The 19948-nt window shown below is 51.6% G+C and carries 21 protein-coding genes, 1 tRNA gene and 1 other annotated feature; of the genes, 7 read left to right on the top strand and 15 right to left on the bottom strand.

The genetic code is table 11. The annotated features are described in order from the left end of the window. Positions 1-46: 46 nt before the first annotated feature. The 3 genes from clpB to rluD all read right to left on the bottom strand — a co-directional run bounded on the left by clpB (position 47) and on the right by rluD (position 4447). Positions 47-2620 carry an ATP-dependent chaperone ClpB gene (gene clpB, locus VH86_RS18485; RefSeq protein WP_045833747.1) on the bottom strand — a complete coding sequence of 858 codons (2574 nt, stop codon included), beginning with the start codon at positions 2618-2620 and terminating at the stop codon, positions 47-49. Positions 2621-2744: 124 nt separating this feature from the next. Then, positions 2745-3470, bottom strand: a complete 726-nt coding sequence (gene yfiH / locus VH86_RS18480) for a purine nucleoside phosphorylase YfiH (RefSeq protein WP_038645249.1) — start codon at positions 3468-3470, stop codon at positions 2745-2747. After that, positions 3467-4447, bottom strand: a complete 981-nt coding sequence (gene rluD / locus VH86_RS18475; RefSeq protein ID WP_045833746.1) for a 23S rRNA pseudouridine(1911/1915/1917) synthase RluD — start codon at positions 4445-4447, stop codon at positions 3467-3469. The genes yfiH and rluD overlap by 4 nt, the downstream gene beginning before the upstream one ends. Before the next feature lie 130 nt (positions 4448-4577). On the opposite strand from rluD, the gene bamD reads away from it, so the two are divergent. The 4 genes from bamD to pheA all read left to right on the top strand — a co-directional run bounded on the left by bamD (position 4578) and on the right by pheA (position 7320). After that, entirely contained in the window at positions 4578-5318 is a 741-nt protein-coding gene (bamD, locus tag VH86_RS18470; RefSeq protein WP_045833745.1) for an outer membrane protein assembly factor BamD, read from the top strand. 267 nt (positions 5319-5585) lie between these two features. Continuing rightward, positions 5586-5912, top strand: coding sequence for a ribosome-associated translation inhibitor RaiA (raiA, locus tag VH86_RS18465; RefSeq protein WP_034822244.1), 327 nt, complete (start codon positions 5586-5588; stop codon positions 5910-5912). Between the two features lie 97 nt (positions 5913-6009). Further along, positions 6010-6134: a sequence feature (Phe leader region), on the top strand. Continuing rightward, positions 6011-6058: a pheA operon leader peptide PheL gene (gene pheL / locus VH86_RS25795; RefSeq protein ID WP_100703679.1), complete on the top strand. Its 48-nt coding sequence runs from the start codon at positions 6011-6013 to the stop codon at positions 6056-6058. It overlaps the preceding feature by 48 nt. Positions 6135-6156: 22 nt before the next feature. Further along, entirely contained in the window at positions 6157-7320 is a 1164-nt protein-coding gene (gene pheA / locus VH86_RS18460) for a bifunctional chorismate mutase/prephenate dehydratase (RefSeq protein ID WP_045833744.1), read from the top strand. A 33-nt stretch (positions 7321-7353) separates the two neighbouring features. On the opposite strand, the gene tyrA is transcribed toward pheA, so the two are convergent. Together tyrA and VH86_RS18450 are read right to left on the bottom strand one after the other, a co-directional pair. After that, a complete protein-coding gene (tyrA, locus tag VH86_RS18455; RefSeq protein ID WP_038645245.1) occupies positions 7354-8475 on the bottom strand; it encodes a bifunctional chorismate mutase/prephenate dehydrogenase in 1122 nt (373 codons plus the stop codon). A 6-nt stretch (positions 8476-8481) separates the two neighbouring features. Further along, positions 8482-9561 carry a 3-deoxy-7-phosphoheptulonate synthase gene (locus VH86_RS18450; RefSeq protein WP_045833743.1) on the bottom strand — a complete coding sequence of 360 codons (1080 nt, stop codon included), beginning with the start codon at positions 9559-9561 and terminating at the stop codon, positions 8482-8484. A gap of 298 nt (positions 9562-9859) precedes the next feature. On the opposite strand from VH86_RS18450, the gene VH86_RS18445 reads away from it, so the two are divergent. Then, a complete protein-coding gene (locus VH86_RS18445; protein WP_045833742.1) occupies positions 9860-10381 on the top strand; it encodes a GNAT family N-acetyltransferase in 522 nt (173 codons plus the stop codon). 57 nt (positions 10382-10438) lie between these two features. On the opposite strand, the gene rplS is transcribed toward VH86_RS18445, so the two are convergent. The 5 genes from rplS to ffh form a co-directional block, all read right to left on the bottom strand. Further along, positions 10439-10789 (bottom strand): 50S ribosomal protein L19, encoded by a 351-nt coding sequence (gene rplS, locus VH86_RS18440; RefSeq protein WP_034822234.1) that lies wholly within the window; start codon positions 10787-10789, stop codon positions 10439-10441. A gap of 43 nt (positions 10790-10832) precedes the next feature. After that, positions 10833-11597, bottom strand: coding sequence for a tRNA (guanosine(37)-N1)-methyltransferase TrmD (gene trmD / locus VH86_RS18435; protein WP_045816445.1), 765 nt, complete (start codon positions 11595-11597; stop codon positions 10833-10835). Between the two features lie 35 nt (positions 11598-11632). After that, entirely contained in the window at positions 11633-12181 is a 549-nt protein-coding gene (rimM, locus tag VH86_RS18430) for a ribosome maturation factor RimM (protein ID WP_034822227.1), read from the bottom strand. An 18-nt stretch (positions 12182-12199) separates the two neighbouring features. Further along, complete coding sequence (gene rpsP / locus VH86_RS18425) at positions 12200-12448, bottom strand: 30S ribosomal protein S16 (RefSeq protein WP_007893313.1); 249 nt, start codon at positions 12446-12448, stop codon at positions 12200-12202. 142 nt (positions 12449-12590) lie between these two features. Next, positions 12591-13952, bottom strand: a complete 1362-nt coding sequence (gene ffh, locus VH86_RS18420) for a signal recognition particle protein (RefSeq protein WP_034822223.1) — start codon at positions 13950-13952, stop codon at positions 12591-12593. Positions 13953-14118: 166 nt separating this feature from the next. On the opposite strand from ffh, the gene VH86_RS18415 reads away from it, so the two are divergent. Both VH86_RS18415 and VH86_RS18410 read left to right on the top strand, forming a co-directional pair. Continuing rightward, entirely contained in the window at positions 14119-14913 is a 795-nt protein-coding gene (locus tag VH86_RS18415; protein WP_038645240.1) for an inner membrane protein YpjD, read from the top strand. 13 nt (positions 14914-14926) lie between these two features. Next, the gene (locus VH86_RS18410) at positions 14927-16213 is read left to right on the top strand and encodes an HlyC/CorC family transporter (RefSeq protein ID WP_045833741.1); all 1287 of its coding nucleotides are present in this window, start codon (positions 14927-14929) and stop codon (positions 16211-16213) included. 56 nt (positions 16214-16269) lie between these two features. On the opposite strand, the gene luxS is transcribed toward VH86_RS18410, so the two are convergent. The 5 genes from luxS to VH86_RS18385 form a co-directional block, all read right to left on the bottom strand. Continuing rightward, on the bottom strand, positions 16270-16785 hold the full coding sequence (luxS, locus tag VH86_RS18405) for an S-ribosylhomocysteine lyase (RefSeq protein WP_034822217.1): 516 nt from the start codon (positions 16783-16785) through the stop codon (positions 16270-16272). A gap of 149 nt (positions 16786-16934) precedes the next feature. Continuing rightward, a complete protein-coding gene (gene gshA / locus VH86_RS18400) occupies positions 16935-18539 on the bottom strand; it encodes a glutamate--cysteine ligase (RefSeq protein WP_045833740.1) in 1605 nt (534 codons plus the stop codon). Between the two features lie 31 nt (positions 18540-18570). Continuing rightward, positions 18571-18999, bottom strand: coding sequence for a YqaA family protein (locus tag VH86_RS18395; protein WP_034822213.1), 429 nt, complete (start codon positions 18997-18999; stop codon positions 18571-18573). After that, on the bottom strand, positions 18996-19562 hold the full coding sequence (yqaB, locus tag VH86_RS18390) for a fructose-1-phosphate/6-phosphogluconate phosphatase (protein WP_045833739.1): 567 nt from the start codon (positions 19560-19562) through the stop codon (positions 18996-18998). The genes VH86_RS18395 and yqaB overlap by 4 nt, the downstream gene beginning before the upstream one ends. 233 nt (positions 19563-19795) lie before the next feature. Then, positions 19796-19872: transfer RNA gene (locus tag VH86_RS18385), tRNA-Arg, on the bottom strand. Positions 19873-19948 lie beyond the last annotated feature (76 nt).

Raw genomic sequence — 19948 nt, 5'->3', positions numbered from 1 at the left:
TAACTGACTGGCATTAGGCCCGCAGGCCCGTTAAAGTCACATCGCATTACTGGTGCGCCACAATAATGTCGTCTTTTACATCCATCTCAATGGTTTTACCCGGGACAAAAGCACCAGAAAGAATCTTCTGCGCCAACGGGTTTTCGATCTGCTGTTGGATAGCGCGTTTTAATGGGCGCGCACCGTAAACGGGATCGTAACCATTTTCGCCAAGCAGTTTCAGCGCAGCATCAGAGATATGCAATTGATAACCACGCTCCTCGAGACGCTGATACAACCGCTGCAGCTGAATCTGCGCGATGGAGGCAATGTGCTGTTCTCCCAATGGATGGAACACCACCACCTCATCAATACGGTTAATGAACTCAGGGCGGAAATGCGAACCTACCACCGTCATCACCATATCTTTCATTTCCGGATAGTCCAACGCACCGAAACGTTCCTGGATCAGATCAGACCCAAGGTTAGAGGTCATAATGACCACGGTATTACGGAAATCGACCGTGCGTCCCTGGCCATCGGTCAAACGCCCATCATCCAATACCTGCAACAAGATGTTGAAGACATCCGGATGAGCCTTTTCGACTTCATCCAGCAGAATCACGGAATAAGGGCGACGACGAACAGCTTCTGTCAGATAACCACCCTCTTCATAACCGACATAGCCCGGAGGAGCACCCACTAAACGTGACACCGAGTGTTTTTCCATAAACTCGGACATATCAATACGCACCATGGCATCGTCGCTGTCGAACAAGAAGTTAGCCAGTGCTTTACTCAGTTCGGTTTTACCAACACCGGTTGGTCCAAGGAACAGGAACGAGCCAATGGGGCGATTAGGATCGGACAGACCCGCACGACTACGACGAATCGCATTCGATACTGCATCAACAGCTTCGTTCTGGCCAATCACGCGCGCATGCAGCTCTTGCTCCATTCGCAGCAATTTCTCACGCTCGCCTTCCATCATTCGTGCCACAGGAATGCCGGTCCAGCGCGCTAGCACGTCGGCAATTTCCACATCTGTTACGCGATTACGCAACAGTTTCATGGTTTTACCTTCTGACTGCGTGGCAATAGCGAGCTGCTTTTCCAGCTCTGGAATTTTGCCGTATTGCAGTTCAGACATTTGCCCCAGGTCACCAGTACGTCGCGCCTGCTCCATCGCCAGACGAGCCTGCTCCAGTTCCGCCTTAATGTTCTGCGTACCCGTCAGAGAGGCTTTTTCCGCTTTCCACTCTTCTTCCAGCTCAGCGTATTCACGCTCTTTCTGATCGAGTTCCGTTTCCAGCATCTCCAGACGTTTGATACTGGCATCGTCCGACTCTTTCTTGAGCGCTTGCTGTTCCAGCTTTAACTGGATGATGCGGCGCTCCAGACGATCCAACGATTCCGGTTTCGAATCCATCTGCAAACGAATGCTTGATGCTGCCTCATCGATCAAGTCAATGGCCTTATCTGGCAACTGGCGATCGGAGATATAGCGGTGCGACAGCGTTGCTGCAGCCACAATTGCCGGATCCGTAATCTGCACATGGTGGTGCAGTTCATAGCGCTCTTTCAGGCCTCGCAGAATAGCAATGGTGTCTTCCACACTCGGCTCAGCCACAAAGACTTTCTGGAAACGGCGCTCCAGTGCGGCATCTTTTTCAATGAACTGACGATACTCATTCAGCGTGGTGGCACCAACGCAGTGCAACTCACCGCGCGCTAATGCGGGCTTCAGCATGTTACCGGCATCCATCGCGCCATCGGCTTTACCCGCACCGACCATGGTGTGCAGCTCGTCGATAAACAGAATAACGTTGCCTTCCTGTTTTGCTAGATCGCTCAGCACACCTTTCAGGCGCTCTTCGAATTCGCCGCGATATTTAGCGCCCGCCACCAGCGCCCCCATGTCCAGTGCTAACACGCGACGGCCTTTCAGGCCTTCGGGCACTTCACCATTGATAATGCGCTGCGCTAACCCTTCGGCAATCGCGGTTTTACCCACGCCGGGCTCCCCAATTAATACCGGGTTGTTTTTAGTACGGCGCTGCAAAACCTGAATGGTGCGACGAATCTCTTCATCACGACCAATTACCGGATCTAACTTGCCCAATTCGGCGCGCTCAGTCAGATCGATGGTGTATTTTTTTAAAGCCTGGCGCTGATCTTCAGCCCCTTGATCGTTCACGTTCTCTCCTCCCCGCAATTGCTCGATGGCCTTGGTGAGTTTTTCGGTGGTTGCACCAGCAGACTTCAATAGGTCCGCCAGCGAACCACGAGAGTCGAGGGCCGCCAGAACAAATAATTCAGATGATATAAAGTTGTCGCCGCGCTTTTGCGCGAGTTTGTCGCACAGATTCAGAGCCCGAATGAGATCGGCTGAAGGCTGTACGTCGCCATCCGTACCTTCTACCTGCGGCAGTCGGTTGATAGCTTGTTCGATGCTGGTACGCAGACCAGCCACATCGGCACCTGCTGCGCTAAGCAACGGACGCACCGATCCGCCTTCCTGATTGAGCAACGCGCTCATCAAATGAAGGGGTTCAATGAATTGATTGTCGTGTCCCAGGGCAAGGGACTGAGCATCGGCAAGGGCCAACTGGAATTTATTAGTAAGACGATCCAGACGCATGATTCCTCCAATACAGGTCAAAATGCTACTGGAGATTAAATGAGGTCATCCCTCAAATATTTCAAGGTTAATGACCTGTGTTGCGAACAAAAAATACGCTACTGGATCGTCTTGCGGCGTAAGATTATCTCAGCCAAATCAAAGTTGCCATACGCCCGGTGATTCCATCTCGTCGGTAGGAGAAAAAATCATTGGCTTCGGTGAAAGTGCAACGCTGTGAACCACTGATAGAATGCACTCCCGCGGCCTGAAGCCGCTGACGCGCTAACTGCCAGATATTCGCAAAATATTTGTCACCAACCGGGCGAAAAGCCGCATCGGCTTGTACATCGTGCGCCAAAAAGGCTTCTCGCACCTCTGCACCAACTTCAAATGCCTGAGGGCCGATGGCGGGTCCAAGCCAGACGTGGATCTCACGGGCTGGTGAGCGAAACTGCTGCAGCGTCTGTTCCAGCACGCCGTTACACAGACCACGCCAGCCAGCGTGAGCAGCGGCCACTTCACTGCCATCATCACTGCAAAACAACACCGGCAAGCAATCTGCCGTCATGATGGCGCAAACGACGCCGGATTCGCGGGTGATGGCCGCATCAGCATTGGGTAATAACTCGTCCGCAGGCAAACGTACAACGTCCTGGCCATGCACCTGATTAAGCCACTGCGGCATGGCGGGCAGCAGCGTATCTTTCAAATGCTGACGATTTTGCAAGACATGCGTTTCAGCATCGCCAACGTGCGCTCCAAGATTCAGCGAATCCCAGGGCGCAGCGCTCACACCGCCATGTCGCAAGGTGGAACATGCCTGAACGCGCTGCGGTGCAGGCCAGTCAGGAATGATCCACTCACTCATAGCCAATCCATTTGATCACGGAACTCATGAGTATCGGCTTTCAACGCCTCAATCAGGTCGACCATGTCTTGCGGCAACGGCGCATGCCATTCCATCTCAATGCCGGTGATGGGATGGTAAAGACGCAGCATGGTGGCGTGCAGAGCCTGACGGTCAAAACCGCGCAGCGCAGCAATGAACGCATCGGATGCACCTTTAGGCGGACGCGGACGGCCGCCGTACAGTGGATCACCCACTAATGGATGGTTGATATGCGCCATGTGCACACGAATCTGGTGAGTACGACCCGTTTCCAGACGCAGACGCAGACGCGTGTGGGCACGGAAATGCTCCATGATGCGATAATGCGTGGTTGCGGGTTTACCCATAGGGTGTACCGCCATGTGCGTGCGTTTGGTAGAGTGGCGCGCCATCGGCTCATTAACCGTGCCGCCTGCCGTCATGGTGCCAATCGCAACCGCTTCATATTCACGGGTAATCTCGCGCAGCTGCAGCGTTTCCACCAGGTGCGTCTGAGCGGGAACGGTCTTCGCTACCACCATCAAACCGGTTGTGTCTTTATCAAGACGATGGACGATCCCGGCACGCGGGACGTCGGCAATCGGTGGGTAATGATAAAGTAGCGCATTCAGGACCGTACCATCCGGATTACCTGCCCCAGGATGCACCACCAGGCCACGCGGTTTGTTGATGACCAGAATATCATCGTCTTCATAAACGATGTTTAGGGGAATGTTTTGCGCTTCCCAGCGCTGCGCTTCTTCGATTTCAGCATCGATAGACACCTGCTCACCGCCGAAAACTTTCTCTTTCGGTTTATCGATGATGGTGCCGTTGACGCTGACGCGACGCTCAAGGATCCATTCTTTTATGCGGGAACGTGAATAATCAGGGAACAATTCCGCCAAAGTCTGATCTAAGCGTTGTCCAAGCTGTGCTTCGGACACCGTTGCGGTGAGTTGAACTTGTTGTGCCATATACAGCTTCTTCGTTAACGTTGGGTTTTCACGGCGATGCCGTTTAATATAATGTGCTATCGTACCAGGTCATAACCGGGAGCTATACGGACAGCTTCCGCTACAACACTTTGAGGATAATCATTTCGTCATGACGCGTATGAAACATCTGGTGGCTGCTGCCACATTGATCCTGAGCCTGGCTCTGGTGGGTTGTTCCGGCTCATCGGATCCCGTTCCGGACAGCCCGCCATCTGAAATTTACGCTACAGCCCAGCAAAAGCTGCAGGACGGTAACTTTAAAGCGGCGATTAAGCAACTGGAAGCACTGGATAACCGCTACCCGTTTGGCCCTTATTCGCAGCAAGTACAGCTGGATTTAATCTACGCGTATTACAAAAATGCCGATCTGCCACTGGCGCAAGCCGCTATCGCTCGCTTTATGCGCCTGAATCCGACTCATCCAAACATCGATTACGTCATCTATATGAAAGGCCTGACGGATATGGCGTTGGATGACTCTGCACTGCAGGGCTTCTTCGGTATCGATCGTTCAGATCGTGATCCGACGCACGCTCGTGATGCTTTCCGTGACTTCTCCCAGTTACTGCGCAGCTATCCGAACAGCCAGTATGCTGAGGATGCGCAGAAACGTTTAGCCTACCTGAAAGAGCGTCTGGCGAAGTATGAACTCTCGGTGGCGCAATTCTATACCAAGCGCGGGGCCTATGTCGCCGTTGTTAACCGTGTTGAAGGGATGATGAAAGATTTCCCTGATACTGAAGCGACGCACAAAGCGCTGCCGCTGATGGAAAATGCCTACCGCCAGCTGCAGCTGACGGCAGAAGCGGACAAAGTGGCGAAGATCATCGCGACCAATAATCAGTCCTGATTTTGCTACCAATAAAAAAGCAGCCTTAATGGCTGCTTTTTTTTGCCGAAAATTCAGCCATATTGCTGATTCTACGCTGCGGTTAACTCATCAATCTTGCTCTTTTCATCCCTGCCCTTCAAGCATTTTCGGCGATTTTATGAGCCTTTCTCACAATTCATTGGCATTGACAAAAAGTGACATTTCAATGTGATATAGATCACACTTTTTCCTGATTTACGCGGTATGCTGGTCCTACCCAGACGGAAATGACAGAGAGGTTTAACTATGATTCTGAACATTACCAGCAAACAAATGGAAATCACTGCGGCTATCCGCAACCATGTCGAAGACCGTCTCGCCAAGCTGGAAAAGTGGCAAACTCACCTGATAAATCCGCACATCGTGTTATCGAAAGAGCCGAAAGAATTCGTGGCTGATGCCACCATTAACACACCTAACGGCACGCTGGTTGCCAGCGCGAAACACGAAGATATGTACACGGCTATCAACGATCTGATTGCCAAGCTGGAGCGACAACTTAATAAGGCGCAGCACAAACCTGAAGCGCGCCGCGCAACCAGCAGTATGAAAGATTTCACACCTGCGGGATAAATAGACCTTTTCCAGTAACGCGCCTGCGGGCGCGTTTTTTATTGACAGCTTTAAATCACTGCGGTTACTCTCAATCCACTTTATTGCTGGAATCACACATGAAACATCTACCGTTCTTCTTCGCATTCTTTTTTACCTTCCCCTGATTGGGAGGCGATTCGTCATGTGAAAATGAATGCGAAGACGAACAACAAAGCCTCCCAAACGGGAGGCTTTTTTATTGGACATTTTACAGGTGAGCCCTATGAATCCCGAAAATCCACTGCTGGCATTACGCGATAAGATTAGCGCTGTTGATGAAAAGCTTTTAACGCTGTTATCTGAACGCCGTTCGCTGGCGGTTGAAGTGGCACAAGCAAAACTCGCGACCCATCGCCCTATTCGCGATGTTGAGCGTGAACGCGCTCTGCTGGAAAATCTGATCTCACTCGGTAAAAAGCATCAGCTTGATGCACACTACATTACCCGCCTGTTCCAACTGGTGATTGAAGATTCGGTGCTGACTCAGCAAGCGCTGCTGCAGAAAAACTTAAACCATCCGCACGCGCACGCACCACGCATTGCATTTCTGGGTCCTAAAGGTTCGTACTCTCACCTCGCAGCACGCAAATACGCCACACGTCATTTTGATTCAATGGTTGAGATGGGCTGTCTGAAATTCCACGACATCATCCATCAGGTGGAGAGTGGTCAGGCAGATTACGCCGTGATGCCGATCGAAAATACCAGCTCAGGCTCGATTAACGACGTCTATGACCTGTTGCAGCAGACGACGCTCTCCATCGTTGGCGAGCTGACCATTCCTATCGAACACTGTGTGCTGGTCAGCGGCAATACCGACTTACAGCAAATAGAAACGGTTTATAGCCATCCTCAGCCATTCCAGCAGTGCAGCCAGTTCATCAATCGTTTCCCACAATGGAAAATCGAATATACCGAGAGCACCGCAGCGGCAATGGAAAAGGTCGCGGCGATGAATTCATCAAAAGTGGCGGCTCTGGGCAGTGAAGCGGGCGGGGAGCTGTATGGTCTGCAGGTGTTAGAACGGAATTTAGCTAACCAGCAACAAAACCATACCCGTTTCATTGTGCTGGCACGTAAGCCGATTGAAGTTTCTGGCCAGGTACCAGCCAAAACCACATTGATTATGGCTACCGGTCAGCAAGCTGGTGCACTGGTTGAGGCTCTGCTGGTGCTGCGTAATCATAATCTGATCATGAGTAAACTAGAAAACCGCCCAATTAACGGCAACCCATGGGAAGAGATGTTTTACATTGATGTGCAGGGCAATCTGCAATCGGAGAACATGCAGCTGGCGTTGAAAGAGCTGCGTGATTTGACGCGCTCTCTGAAAGTACTCGGCTGCTATCCGGGTGAAAATGTTGTTCCGGTGGAACCGCGACTGTAAATGAAAAAGGCATCCTTACGGATGCCTTCTCTTTTATTGCCGGCTATCGTTAGCCGAACGCAACATGCTTCGGCTCTCTACCAGGAAGCGTTGAGCGTAATCGCCAAACCAATGCGCGACACCTTCAAAACTCTTGATGAACGCCTGTTTATCACCCTGCTCCAGCAATTTGATTGCATCACCAAAGCGCTGGTAATAACGCTTAATCAGCGCCAGATTACTCTCCGAAGACATGATGATGTCTGCGTAAAGCTGTGGATCCTGAGCAAACAGTCGACCAACCATCGCCAGTTCCAGGCGATAAATCGGTGAGGACAGCGCCAACAGTTGATCCAGGTTGACGTTCTCTTCCGCTAAATGCAAACCATAGGCAAAAGTGGCAAAGTGACGCAGCGCCTGGATAAAGGCCATGTTCTGGTCATGCTCGACCGCGCTAATGCGATGTAAGCGCGCGCCCCAAACCTGAATCTGCTCAAGGAACCACTGGTAGGCCTCCGGCTGACGGCCATCACACCACACCACCACCTGCTTCGCCAGGCTACCGCTATCCGGGCCAAACATGGGATGCAAACCGAGCACAGGGCCGGTATGCGCCGCCAGCATCGCCTGCAATGGGCGATTCTTCACCGATGCAAGATCAACCAGAATGCAGTCTTCCGGCAGTGTTGGTAATTCGGCGATGATCTGCTCAGTCAGATGGATTGGCACACTGATGATGACCATGCCCGCATCTTTGAGTAGCTCTTCAGAACGATCCCAATCGCCCTTGTCCAGAATACGGACCTGGTAACCTGACAGATTGAGCATCTTTTCAAACAAGCGCCCCATCTGGCCACGCCCACCAACAATCACCACCGGGCGCAGCGTCGGACAGAGTGTTTTGAAGCCTTTGTCGTTTTCATGCGCATAAGACTCACGCATCAGGCGACGTAAGACATCCTCAATCAGATCCGGCGAAACGCCGAGCACTTCAGCTTCCTGACGACGTGAAGCCAGCATGCTGGCTTCACGTTCTGGCACATAAATCGGCAAACCATAACGGCTTTTGACCTCACCTACTTCAGCTACCAGCTCAAGGCGTTTGGCTAATAGCCCAAGCAGGGCTTTATCGACTTCATCAATTTGATCGCGTAGCGCGGTCAGTTCAGCCACCATGACTCTTTATTCCTCGTGTGACAGACGTGCCGACAGCACTCCCTGCAGATCCTGATGGATTTCACGCAGCAAGGTTTCCGTGGTTTCCCAGTTGATGCAGGCATCCGTGACGGAAACACCGTACTTCATTTCGCTACGTGGCTGCTCAGAAGACTGATTGCCTTCGTGAATATTGCTTTCCAGCATCAGGCCAATAATGGAACGATTTCCATCTTTAATCTGCGCAATAGCCGATTCGGCTACACCAGGCTGACGGCGGTAGTCTTTATTAGAATTACCATGGCTGCAATCTATCATTAAGGCTGGACGCAGTCCCGCTTTCAGCATCTCTTTTTCACACTGCGCAACATCTTCAGGGCCGTAGTTAGGCGCTTTCCCACCACGCAGGATCACGTGGCCATCCGGGTTGCCTTGAGTCTGTAACAGGCAAACCTGTCCCGCCTGATTGATGCCGACAAAACGGTGCGGCATCGCGGCGGCGCGCATGGCGTTGATCGCCGTGCCCAGGCTGCCATCAGTGCCGTTTTTGAAGCCGACAGGCATTGATAAACCAGAAGCCATCTCGCGGTGTGTTTGCGACTCAGTAGTACGGGCACCGATCGCAGACCAGCTAAACAGATCGCCGAGGTATTGTGGGCTGTTAGGATCCAGCGCTTCAGTTGCCAGCGGCAGGCCCATTTTCACCAGGTTCACCAGCAGCTGACGCGCAATGTGCAGCCCGGCTTCCATATCAAATGAGTTGTTCATGTAAGGATCGTTGATCAGCCCCTTCCAGCCAACGGTGGTACGGGGTTTTTCAAAATAAACGCGCATAACGATGTACAGCTGATCCTTCAACTGTGCAGAGAGAGTTTGCAGCTGACGAGCGTATTCAAGTGCCGCTTCGGTATCGTGGATTGAACAAGGACCACAGACCACCAGCAGGCGCGGATCGCGGCCAGCAATAATATCGGCAATAGTCTGGCGAGAAGCGGCAATCTGCGCTTCTTGCGCCGCAGTGAGCGGGAACTTCGCTTTCAGCTCTTGCGGGGTAATTAAAATCTGTTCGTCGGCGATATGGACATTGTTCAGCGCGTCTTTCTGCATGATGGCGATCCTTTTTACTCGTTTATGCGGTTTGGGATCCTCACTGAGGATGGCGCTTACTGTACCACAACATGTACATCTTGCAATCCATGAATGTACACTTTTATTACCACTATTGATAAAGACCATGAAAACAAAACAATAAACACATTAAATACATGAAGTTAATTAAATAGCACCCATATAATGCAAAGCAGTTTATGTAAACTAAATTTTACACCGCGCTTTTGTTGAAAAAATGCCAACACCCTCTTTTTCCATTAACATTTTGTTATTCATCGTTTTCCAGGATCTTAGGATGCCAACCTCCAACATCACCCTACGTCCTTTCGTTCTAAAGGATGCTGGCGCCTTTACTGCGGCGGTCAATCATTCTCTCAACAGCCTGCAGCCATGGATGGTGTGGGCGCATCACGATTATCGGGAAGAGGAAGCTGCTAGCTGGATTCATTTCACCCATCTGCAGCGCAGAAACGGTGAAGCGGAAGAGTTCGCCATTGTCGATAGCAATGATCGGTTACTCGGCGGCGCAGGCATCAGATTCGCACAGCAGCCTGGGGAATTTAGTGCATTAGGCTATTGGGTTCGCAGCGATGCGCAAAGGCAAGGTGTCGCAACACATGCAGTGGCTCAATTGGTGGACTTTGGCTTCAAGCACGCGCATATCCCCTTACTGGAGATTATCGCTGCTGAGGAAAATCATGCCAGCCGTACCGTGGCATTGCGCAGTGGGTTTGAGTTTATCGATTACCGCTATGGTTTAATCATTCATGATAGCGGCCCAGTGAATAGCGCGATTTACCATCTCAAGCGGCCATAAAAAAAGGGGCTGGCCCTTAGGCCAACCCCTTGTTTGCTATTAACTTTGGGATGTCGCTTACGCGCCCAGACGCTCTTTGATACGAGCTGACTTACCGGTACGCTCACGCAGGTAGTACAGTTTGGCTTTACGTACAGCACCACGACGTTTGACAGAAATGCTGTCAATTACCGGAGAGTGAGTCTGGAAGACACGCTCAACGCCTTCGCCGTTTGAAATCTTACGAACAGTGAATGCAGAGTGCAGACCGCGGTTACGAATAGCGATAACCACGCCCTCGAATGCCTGCAGACGTTTCTTAGAACCTTCAACGACCCATACTTTCACTTCCACGGAATCACCCGGACGGAATGAAGGTACGTCCTGCTTCATCTGCTCTTGTTCAAGTTGCTTGATAATGTTGCTCATAATTAAATCTCTATATCCTGGGTAAACTGATAGTCAGGGAAGATTACTCTTCCACCTGATGGTTTTGTTGCTGCTGATGTTCCCGTTGGAACTCATTTAGCAACCGTGCTTGCTCTTCAGTCAGAGCCAGGTTTTCCAGAAGTTCAGGTCTTCTTAGCCAGGTACGGCCTAGCGACTGTTTCAGGCGCCAGCGGCGAATATCGGCATGGTTGCCCGACAGTAAGACTGGCGGAACCTCCATCCCTTCTAACACTTCAGGTCGGGTGTAGTGCGGGCAATCCAGTAAACCATCCGAGAACGAATCCTCATCGGCTGACGCCTGCTTGCCCAATACGCCGGGGATGAACCGGGCGACTGAATCAATCAACGTCATGGCTGGTAGCTCACCACCACTGAGTACGTAATCACCGATTGACCATTCTTCATCAATCTCAGTGTGAATCACGCGCTCATCAATCCCTTCATAACGACCACACACCAGAATCAACTTCTGGTTGGTCGCCAGTTCGCAAACGCCCTGTTGGTCCAGTTTGCGACCCTGAGGTGAAAGATAAATCACCCTGGCACCTTCTCCCGCCGCCGCTTTCGCTGCGTGGATAGCATCCCGTAAGGGTTGCACCATCATCAACATTCCCGGTCCGCCGCCGTAAGGACGTTCATCCACGGTACGGTGCCGGTCGTGCGCGAAGTCACGAGGACTCCAGCTTTGAATGTTGAGCAGGCCATTTTTTACTGCCCGGCCAGTTACCCCGTACTCGGTAATAGCGCGAAACATCTCTGGAAACAGGCTAATAACACCAATCCACATCGCGTTCGCCGTTACGTTACCGGATTGTCCGGAGATCAAAAACCAGGATCCCAATCTACTTCAATCGTGCCAGTAGAGAGATCGACTTTCTTGATAACCTGTTCATCAAGAAACGGGATTAACCGCTCTTGAGCACCGAATGCATCTTTCAGGTTTGCCTTAACGACGAGAACGTCGTTCGAACCGGTTTCCATCAAATCAATGACTTTGCCCATTTCGTAACCGTCGAGGTTTACCACTTTGCAACCCATAAGGTCTTTCCAGTAGTAATCACCCTCTTCCAGCGCTGGCAGCTGAGCAGAATCAACCGTAATTTCGCAATTGGTTAACTGTGCCGCAGCGTCCCGATCGTCAATGCCTTTGACTTTGATGATCAGGTCCTGATTGTGGTGCTTCCAACCTTCCAGTTCGACCTGCTGCCATTTACCGGCGCGCTGGATGAACCAAGGTTGGTAGTCGAAGATGCTTTCAGCGTCTTCAGTGGAGGAAAACACTTTGAGCCAACCTCGAATGCCGTAAGCGGCCCCCATTTTCCCCAATACAATTGGGTTAACGAGAGGCTGTGCGGCAGGTTTAATGCTCATGCTAACCACCGTGACAGATTAAGCTGCTTTTTTTGCTTCTTTGATCAGCGCGTTAACGCGATCAGAAAGCGTTGCGCCCTGGCCAACCCAGTGCTCAATACGGTCCAGATCCAGACGCAGACCTTCAGCCTGACCAGAAGCGATCGGGTTGAAGAAACCTACGCGCTCGATGAAACGACCATTACGCGCATTGCGGCTGTCAGTAACGACGACCTGATAGAACGGACGCTTTTTCGCGCCGTGACGTGCCAAACGAATTGTAACCATAACATCCTCATTAGTTAATAAAGCGCTCGGGCTCCATCGAGGGATGGAACCCGAGCGCAATATAAAAAGCCCGAAAATTTTACTCATTTTGGCGAAAAAAGCAACCTGAGCGTGTTAATTTTCTGGCTGTGTGCCGCTCGCCTTAGCGACCGGGGAATCCGGGCGGCATCATACCTTTCATGCCACGCATCATTTTGGCCATGCCACCCTTCTTCATTTTCTTCATCATGCGCTGCATGTCGTCGAACTGTTTCAATAAACGGTTAACGTCCTGCACCTGCATACCTGAACCGGTGGCAATACGACGCTTGCGTGAGCCCTTGATGATTTCCGGTTTCTGACGCTCTTTGGTGGTCATCGAATTGATGATCGCCTCCATACGCACCAGCACTTTGTCATCCATCTGCGACTTCACGTTGTCTGGCAACTGACCCATGCCCGGCAGCTTACCCATCAGGCTGGCCATGCCGCCCATGTTGCGCATCTGCTTCAGCTGGTCGAGGAAGTCATTGAGATCAAAACCATCACCGGTTTTGAGTTTCTTCGCCAGCTTCTCCGCCTGTTCGCGGTCAACTTTGCTCTCGATATCTTCGATCAGCGACAGTACGTCGCCCATGCCGAGGATGCGTGAGGCGATACGGTCTGGATAAAACGCTTCCAGTGCTTCCGTCTTCTCACCCATACCCATGAATTTAATCGGCTTGCCGGTGATATGACGAATTGAAAGCGCTGCACCACCGCGCGCATCACCATCCACTTTCGTCAGAATCACACCCGTCAGAGGCAGCGCTTCATTGAAGGCTTTTGCCGTGTTTGCCGCATCCTGACCGGTCATGGCATCGACCACAAACAAGGTTTCCACCGGATTGATCGCGGCGTGCACCTGTTTGATCTCGTCCATCATCGCTTCATCAACGTGCAGACGACCGGCGGTATCCACCAGCAGCACGTCGTAGAATTGCAGCTTCGCTTCTTTCAGGGCGTTCTTAACGATGTCGACAGGCTTTTGGCTCAGATCGGAAGGACAGAAGTCCACGCCAACCTGCTGCGCCAGTGTTTCCAACTGTTTAATCGCCGCCGGGCGATAAACGTCGGCAGAAACCACCAGCACTTTCTTCTTATGTTTCTCGCGCAGGAACTTACCCAGCTTCGCCACGCTCGTGGTTTTACCCGCACCCTGCAGGCCCGCCATCAACACCACAGCCGGCGGCTGTGCGTTCAGATTGAGCGCATTATTTTCTGCACCCATTGCCGCAACCAGCTCGTTGCGAACAATTTTGATAAATTCCTGGCCAGGCGTCAGGCTTTTGTTTACATCCTGCCCTACCGCCGCTTCTTTCACGCGGTTGATGAACTCGCGCACGACCGGCAGCGCAACGTCCGCTTCCAGCAATGCCATGCGCACTTCACGCAAGGTGTCTTTAATGTTGTCTTCGGTCAGCCTTCCGCGGCCGCTGATGTTGCGCAGGGATTGCGACAAACGATCGGTTAAATTATCAAACATGCTCTCTCACTTAGGACCGTAGCGAGGCCGCCTGGGCGGCACAATGCGGCGGATTATAGCACGAAGCCACAGCGATCTCTGCAATTGACCTTCAGATCGTTTGGAGCCTGATGCAGCTGGCGCTATACTGGTTTTTTCCTTATCTGACCGACACCTGAAAGGATCTATGTTCGTTTTCGCGATCGTGGCGCTGTTCGCCTACTCCCTCAGTCTTGCATTGATTATCCCCAGCCTGCTGAAACGCAACGGTGGCTGGCGTCGTTTTGCCGTGCTTTCTGCTTGCGTCGCGTTGATCGCCCATGCGGTTGCACTGCAACAACGCATTTTTGCCGTCGATAACGGACAAAACCTCAGTCTGCTAAACATCGGTTCGCTGGTGAGTCTGCTGATCTGCGCGATCATGACCATCGTCGCATCGCGCAATCGCGGTTGGTTACTGCTGCCGATTGTCTACGGCTTTGCCTTGATTAACCTCGCCTTCGCCACCTTTGTGCCGAATGCCTTTATTACCCATCTCGAAACCACGCCGGGCATGATGATCCATATTGGCCTGTCGCTGTTTGCCTACGCCACGCTGATTATCGCAGCACTGTATGCGCTGCAGCTGGCATGGATTGATTACCAGTTAAAAAATAAGAAACTGGCTTTCACCCAGGATATGCCGCCGCTGCTGAGTATTGAGCGTAAGATGTTTCATATCACGCAAATTGGTGTAGTGCTGTTGACGCTGGTGCTGTGCACCGGGCTGTTCTTCATGCATAACCTGTTTAGCGCGGAGAATGTCGATAAAGCGGTACTGTCCATTCTTGCCTGGTTTGTTTATATCGTTCTGCTCTGGGGACACTATCACGAGGGCTGGCGCGGACGTCGCGTCGTCTGGTTTAACTGCGGCGGTGCACTGCTGCTGACCATGGCCTACTTCGGCAGTCGCGTGCTTCAGCACCTGCTCACTTCTCACTAAAGGAATTTTTGCGTTGGAACATGTTTCAACCACCACGCTGATCGTTACGCTGGTCATCATGGTGCTGGTCTCTGCGTACTTCTCCGGTTCAGAGACCGGCATGATGACGCTCAATCGTTATAAATTGCGCCACAAAGCCAAAAGCGGTAATCGCGCGGCTCGTCGTGTCGAAAAACTTTTACGCCGTCCTGATCGCTTAATCAGCCTGGTGCTGATAGGCAACAACCTCGTGAATATCCTGGCTTCCGCATTGGGTACCATTGTCGGTATGCGTCTTTACGGCGATGCGGGTGTGGCAATTGCCACCGGGATCCTGACTTTTGTGGTGCTGGTGTTTGCTGAAGTGCTGCCGAAAACCATTGCGGCGCTTTACCCCGAAAAAGTTGCCTATCCCAGCAGTGTGCTGCTAGCGCCGCTGCAGTATGTGATGCTGCCTTTGGTCTGGCTGCTCAACACCATTACCCGCATTCTGATGCGCATGGTTGGTATCAAAACGGAAGGCTCCATTAGTTCAGCCCTGAGTAAGGAAGAACTGCGTACCATTGTCTATGAGTCGCGCTCGCTGATGTCACGTCGTAATCAGGATATGCTGCTGTCGGTGCTGGATCTGGAAAAGGTCAGCGTTGATGACATCATGGTGCCACGCAATGAAATTGTCGGCATTAACGTCAACGACGACTGGAAATCGATTGTCCGCCAACTGAGTAACTCGCCGCATGGCCGGATCGTGCTGTTCCGCGATTCGCTGGATGATTCTGTTGGCATGCTGCGCGTGCGTGAAGCCTGGCGCATGATGACCGAGAAGAAAGAGTTCAACAAAGATCGCCTGCTGCGCGCCGCTGATGAAATTTATTATGTGCCGGAAGGTACACCGCTGAATGTTCAGCTGGTGAAATTCCAGCGTAATAAGAAGAAAGTCGGCTTAGTGGTCGATGAATATGGTGACATCAAAGGACTGGTGACCATTGAAGACATTCTGGAAGAGATTGTTGGCGACTTTACGACGTCCATGTCTCCCTCGCTGGCGGAAGAAGTGATGCCGCAGAATGATGGCTCAGTGCTGATTGAAGGCAGCGCCAACGTGCGTGAAATCAATAAAGCCTTTAACTGGACGTTACCCGAAGACGAAGCACGCACCATCAATGGCATGCTGCTGGAAGCGCTGGAAGAGATTCCGTTGGTCGATACACGCGTGAAAATCGGTAAGTACGATGTGGATATCCTCGACGTGCAAGACAACATGGTGAAGCAGGTGCGCATTACCCCGCATAATCCGCTGAAATCCTCCATCGGTTCCTGAAGCCAAAAAAAAACGCCGCGAACATCGCGGCGTTTTCATTTCTGCTCAGACAGGCACTAGATGTGCAGCTCTTTCAGCTTCTCAGCCGGCAGTTTCAGATCTTCGTTACGGTTCACGCCAATCTCATGCGCCAACACGTTACGCGCAATCTGCTGCGCTTCGTCGAGTGAGTGTAGCTTGTAGCTACCACACTGGTATTCATTCAGTTCCGGGATCTGGCTCTGTTCTTTCACTTTCAGAACATCTTCCATCGCCCCTTTCCACGCTTTCGCTACGCGCTGCTCGTCTGGTTCACCAATCAGGCTCATGTAGAAGCCGGTGCGGCAGCCCATTGGCGAGATATCAACGATTTCCACGCCATCACCATTGAGGTGATTACGCATAAAGCCAGCGAACAGGTGCTCCAGCGTATGGATGCCGCGCTCAGTCAGAATATCGATATTCGGACGGCAGAAACGCAGGTCAAAAACGGTGATGGTATCGCCATGCGGAGTGTTCATGGTTTTTGCAACGCGCACAGCGGGTGCACCCATGATGGTGTGATCAACAGTAAAACTATCCAGTAGTGGCATACGTCACCTCCTGTTTTGAGATTTTTTTTAAAACGATGAAACTTTTCCGTTCGCCCAACGTCTGAATATATGAAAGACGCGCATTTGTTATCATCATCCCTGACAACAGAGATGTTAATTTTGGCCACAATGATGTGGCCATTTTCTTTTTAGCCTTCGCGACCTGCCAGATAACTTTCGAAATCCAGCGTATCACTCTGTTCCAGCTTTTCCTGCGCCTGCACCGATTCCAACGCCTGACGATTAAAGTCATCTTCGGTCAAAATCTCTAACGGCTCTTCACACAGCAGATGACGATACTGTTCAGCCAGTGCCACACCTGCGCCGGTTAAGCCATTTTCTTTGATGGCATGCAGAATACGCGCTGAATAGGTTAGCTCAGGATCATCAAACGATGCCACCAGTTGATCACAAACCTGTTGATATTGCGTGCTGCCATAATTGCTGTCGAGCACCTCGGCAACACGACGAAGATCGGCAAACAGGGCTTTACCCACATCAACCAGCGGATGTTCTGTATCGCTACAACCTACACCAATCACCTGGCCCGGCTTACGTCCTTCCATAACCACGCGGTTCCAGTTTTTACGGCTGCATAACAGCTCGTCAGAACTCATCTCAGGAGCATCCGCCAGGGTACACCAAATCAGGAACAGGTCGAGGAAACGCGCCTGATTAGCGTCCACGCCAATGGCAGAGAACGGGTTGATATCCAGAGAACGCACTTCGATGTACTCGATACCACCGCGTAACAACGCATCAGAAGGCGCTTCACCCGAACGAGTCACACGTTTTGGACGAATAGGTGCATACAGTTCGTTTTCAATCTGTAACACGTTGGTGTTCAGCTGCAGCCAGTTGCCGTCTGCATCTTTGGTGCCCATGGCCGCATACTCTTCTGACGGCGTCTTGATCGCCGCTTTCAGCGCTGCAACGTAACCGTCGAGCGAGTTAAAAGTGATGCCCAAACCGCTTTGCGACTTGTTGGTGTAGCCTAAATCACTGAGGCGCAGCGAAGTGGCATACGGCAGCCACAACGTGCCTTTGCCGTCCGTTTCAAAGGGTAATTTGCTTTCACGTCCCTGCAGGAACGATGAACAGATCGCTGGGGATGCACCGAACAGATAAGGGATCACCCAACCAAAACGATAATAGTTGCGGATCAAACGCAGATATCCGGCAGAAATGGTCTCTTTGCCGCTTTCCGCATCTTTTACATCCGCCCACTCCTGCCAGAACGACAGTGGCAGCGAGAAGTTATAATGCACACCTGAGATAATCTGCATCAGTGCGCTGTAGCGATTTTTCAGTCCCTGCCGATAGAGGGTTTTCATCTTACCGACATTAGAGCTGCCATATTGCGCCAGCTCGATGCTATCAACATCTTCAACATAACCCGGCATACTGAACGGCCACATACGTTCCTGACCTAACTCTCGCGCAGTGTGGCGGTGAATATCACGCAGGAAAGCCAGTGACCGATCAATGCTTTGATCGACAGGCGTAATGAACTCCAGCAGCGTTTCGGCAAAATCAGTGGTAATCCAACTGTGCTTCAGCGCTGAACCCAGGGATTCAGGATGTCCGGTGGTTGCCAGGTGACCATTTGGATTAACGCGCAAAGTCTCGCGTTCAATGCCACGGCCGATACCCTTCAACGCGTCGGGATGCGCTTCCAACCAGGAAAGCGCTTTTGATACGTCCGGGATCACATTAACCTCCCGCTGTGCGAATAATTTATTTTTGTTCAGCATAATGTTAACCGTAGCCTCGAATCTGTGCGAATCAATGCCACCATTGCATTGTTTGTAATGTGGCGGTCGCGATAACGATATAACGCAGCGTTTTACCGATGGCGAGGAACAGCACCGAGGGCAGCCAGGCAAAGCGCAACCAGCCTGCAAGCACGCAAAGCAGGTCGCCCACTACCGGCAGCCAGCTTAAAAGCAGCGCTGCAGGACCCAATCGATGTAACCACGTCATTGCTGTGTCATGCCATCGCCCCTGCCCTTTTGGCGGCATGAGGCGACCAAGAATAATGTTGGTCAGGCCACCCAGCGTGTTTCCCACTGATGCGGCCAATAACAATCCATAGATCGAACCCTTTTGGGCGATCAGTAAAGCAATCAGCACAGCCTCTGAACTTCCTGGAAGGAGAGTGGCACTCAGAAAGCTACTACCGAATAACGATCCATAGGTCAGAATTTCATTCAAAGTAAACGGACATCAACCACATCCATGCCCGCGGCTCGCGCCGCCTGAACACCAAAGTCAGCATCTTCAAATACCACACAGCGTTCAGGTGCCACGCCTATTAACTCGGCGCAGCGTAAAAAAGTATCAGGTTGGGGTTTATGGCGCTGCACATCATCCGCGCCGACAACGGCATCAAACAGATGATAGACACCCAAGGCTTCAAGCAGAGCCTTTGCCAGGCTATGTTCACTGCCGGTACCCACCGCCATGGGACGACGACCGTGATACGATTTCACCACGTCCATTAACGGTAAAGGGCGTACATCATCCAGCAACATCGCCTTGAGCGCTTCGGTTTTCTCCGCGGCCAGCAAATGAGGATCATGCTCAGCATTGTTCTGCTCAAGAATGTACTGCGCCAGCTGCCAGGTGGGTGCGCCATTAAAACTCACCATTTTTTTCTCATCCATGGTGAAACCGTAACGGCTCAGCACCTGCTGCCAGGCTTTTCGATGTGTCGGCTCAGTATCCAGGATTGTGCCGTCCATATCGAAAATCAGGGCGTCATATTGGTCGTACATTGTCACTCCATCGAGCACCACAAAATGAGCCATTACTTTAGCGTAATGCGCTTAGGTTGTCGCCAGGTGTGCTTAACAGCAAATGCTTTGAAAGCATTAGCTATTTTTGTTTTCGGAAAAAGGTCAGGTAGCCATACCGGGGATAAATGGCGGTTATATAAGTGGTTTTTGTGTGATGAAGAAAAATGGGAAGTAAATTCAGAAAGCGGGTGTTGATTGTTTCGAACAGGAGATGGTGCATCCAGGAGGATTCGAACCTCCGACCGCTCGGTTCGTAGCCGAGTACTCTATCCAGCTGAGCTATGGATGCATTGGGGTATAACTGATGTTACGGATGAAACAGTTTGAGAATAGCATGAAGAAAACAGAATGGTGCATCCAGGAGG

It is taken from the genome of Pantoea sp. BL1, assembly GCF_000963985.1.
In the GTDB taxonomy this organism is placed as follows: domain Bacteria; phylum Pseudomonadota; class Gammaproteobacteria; order Enterobacterales; family Enterobacteriaceae; genus Pantoea; species Pantoea rwandensis_B.
This window is presented reverse-complemented; position numbering and strand designations above follow the sequence as displayed.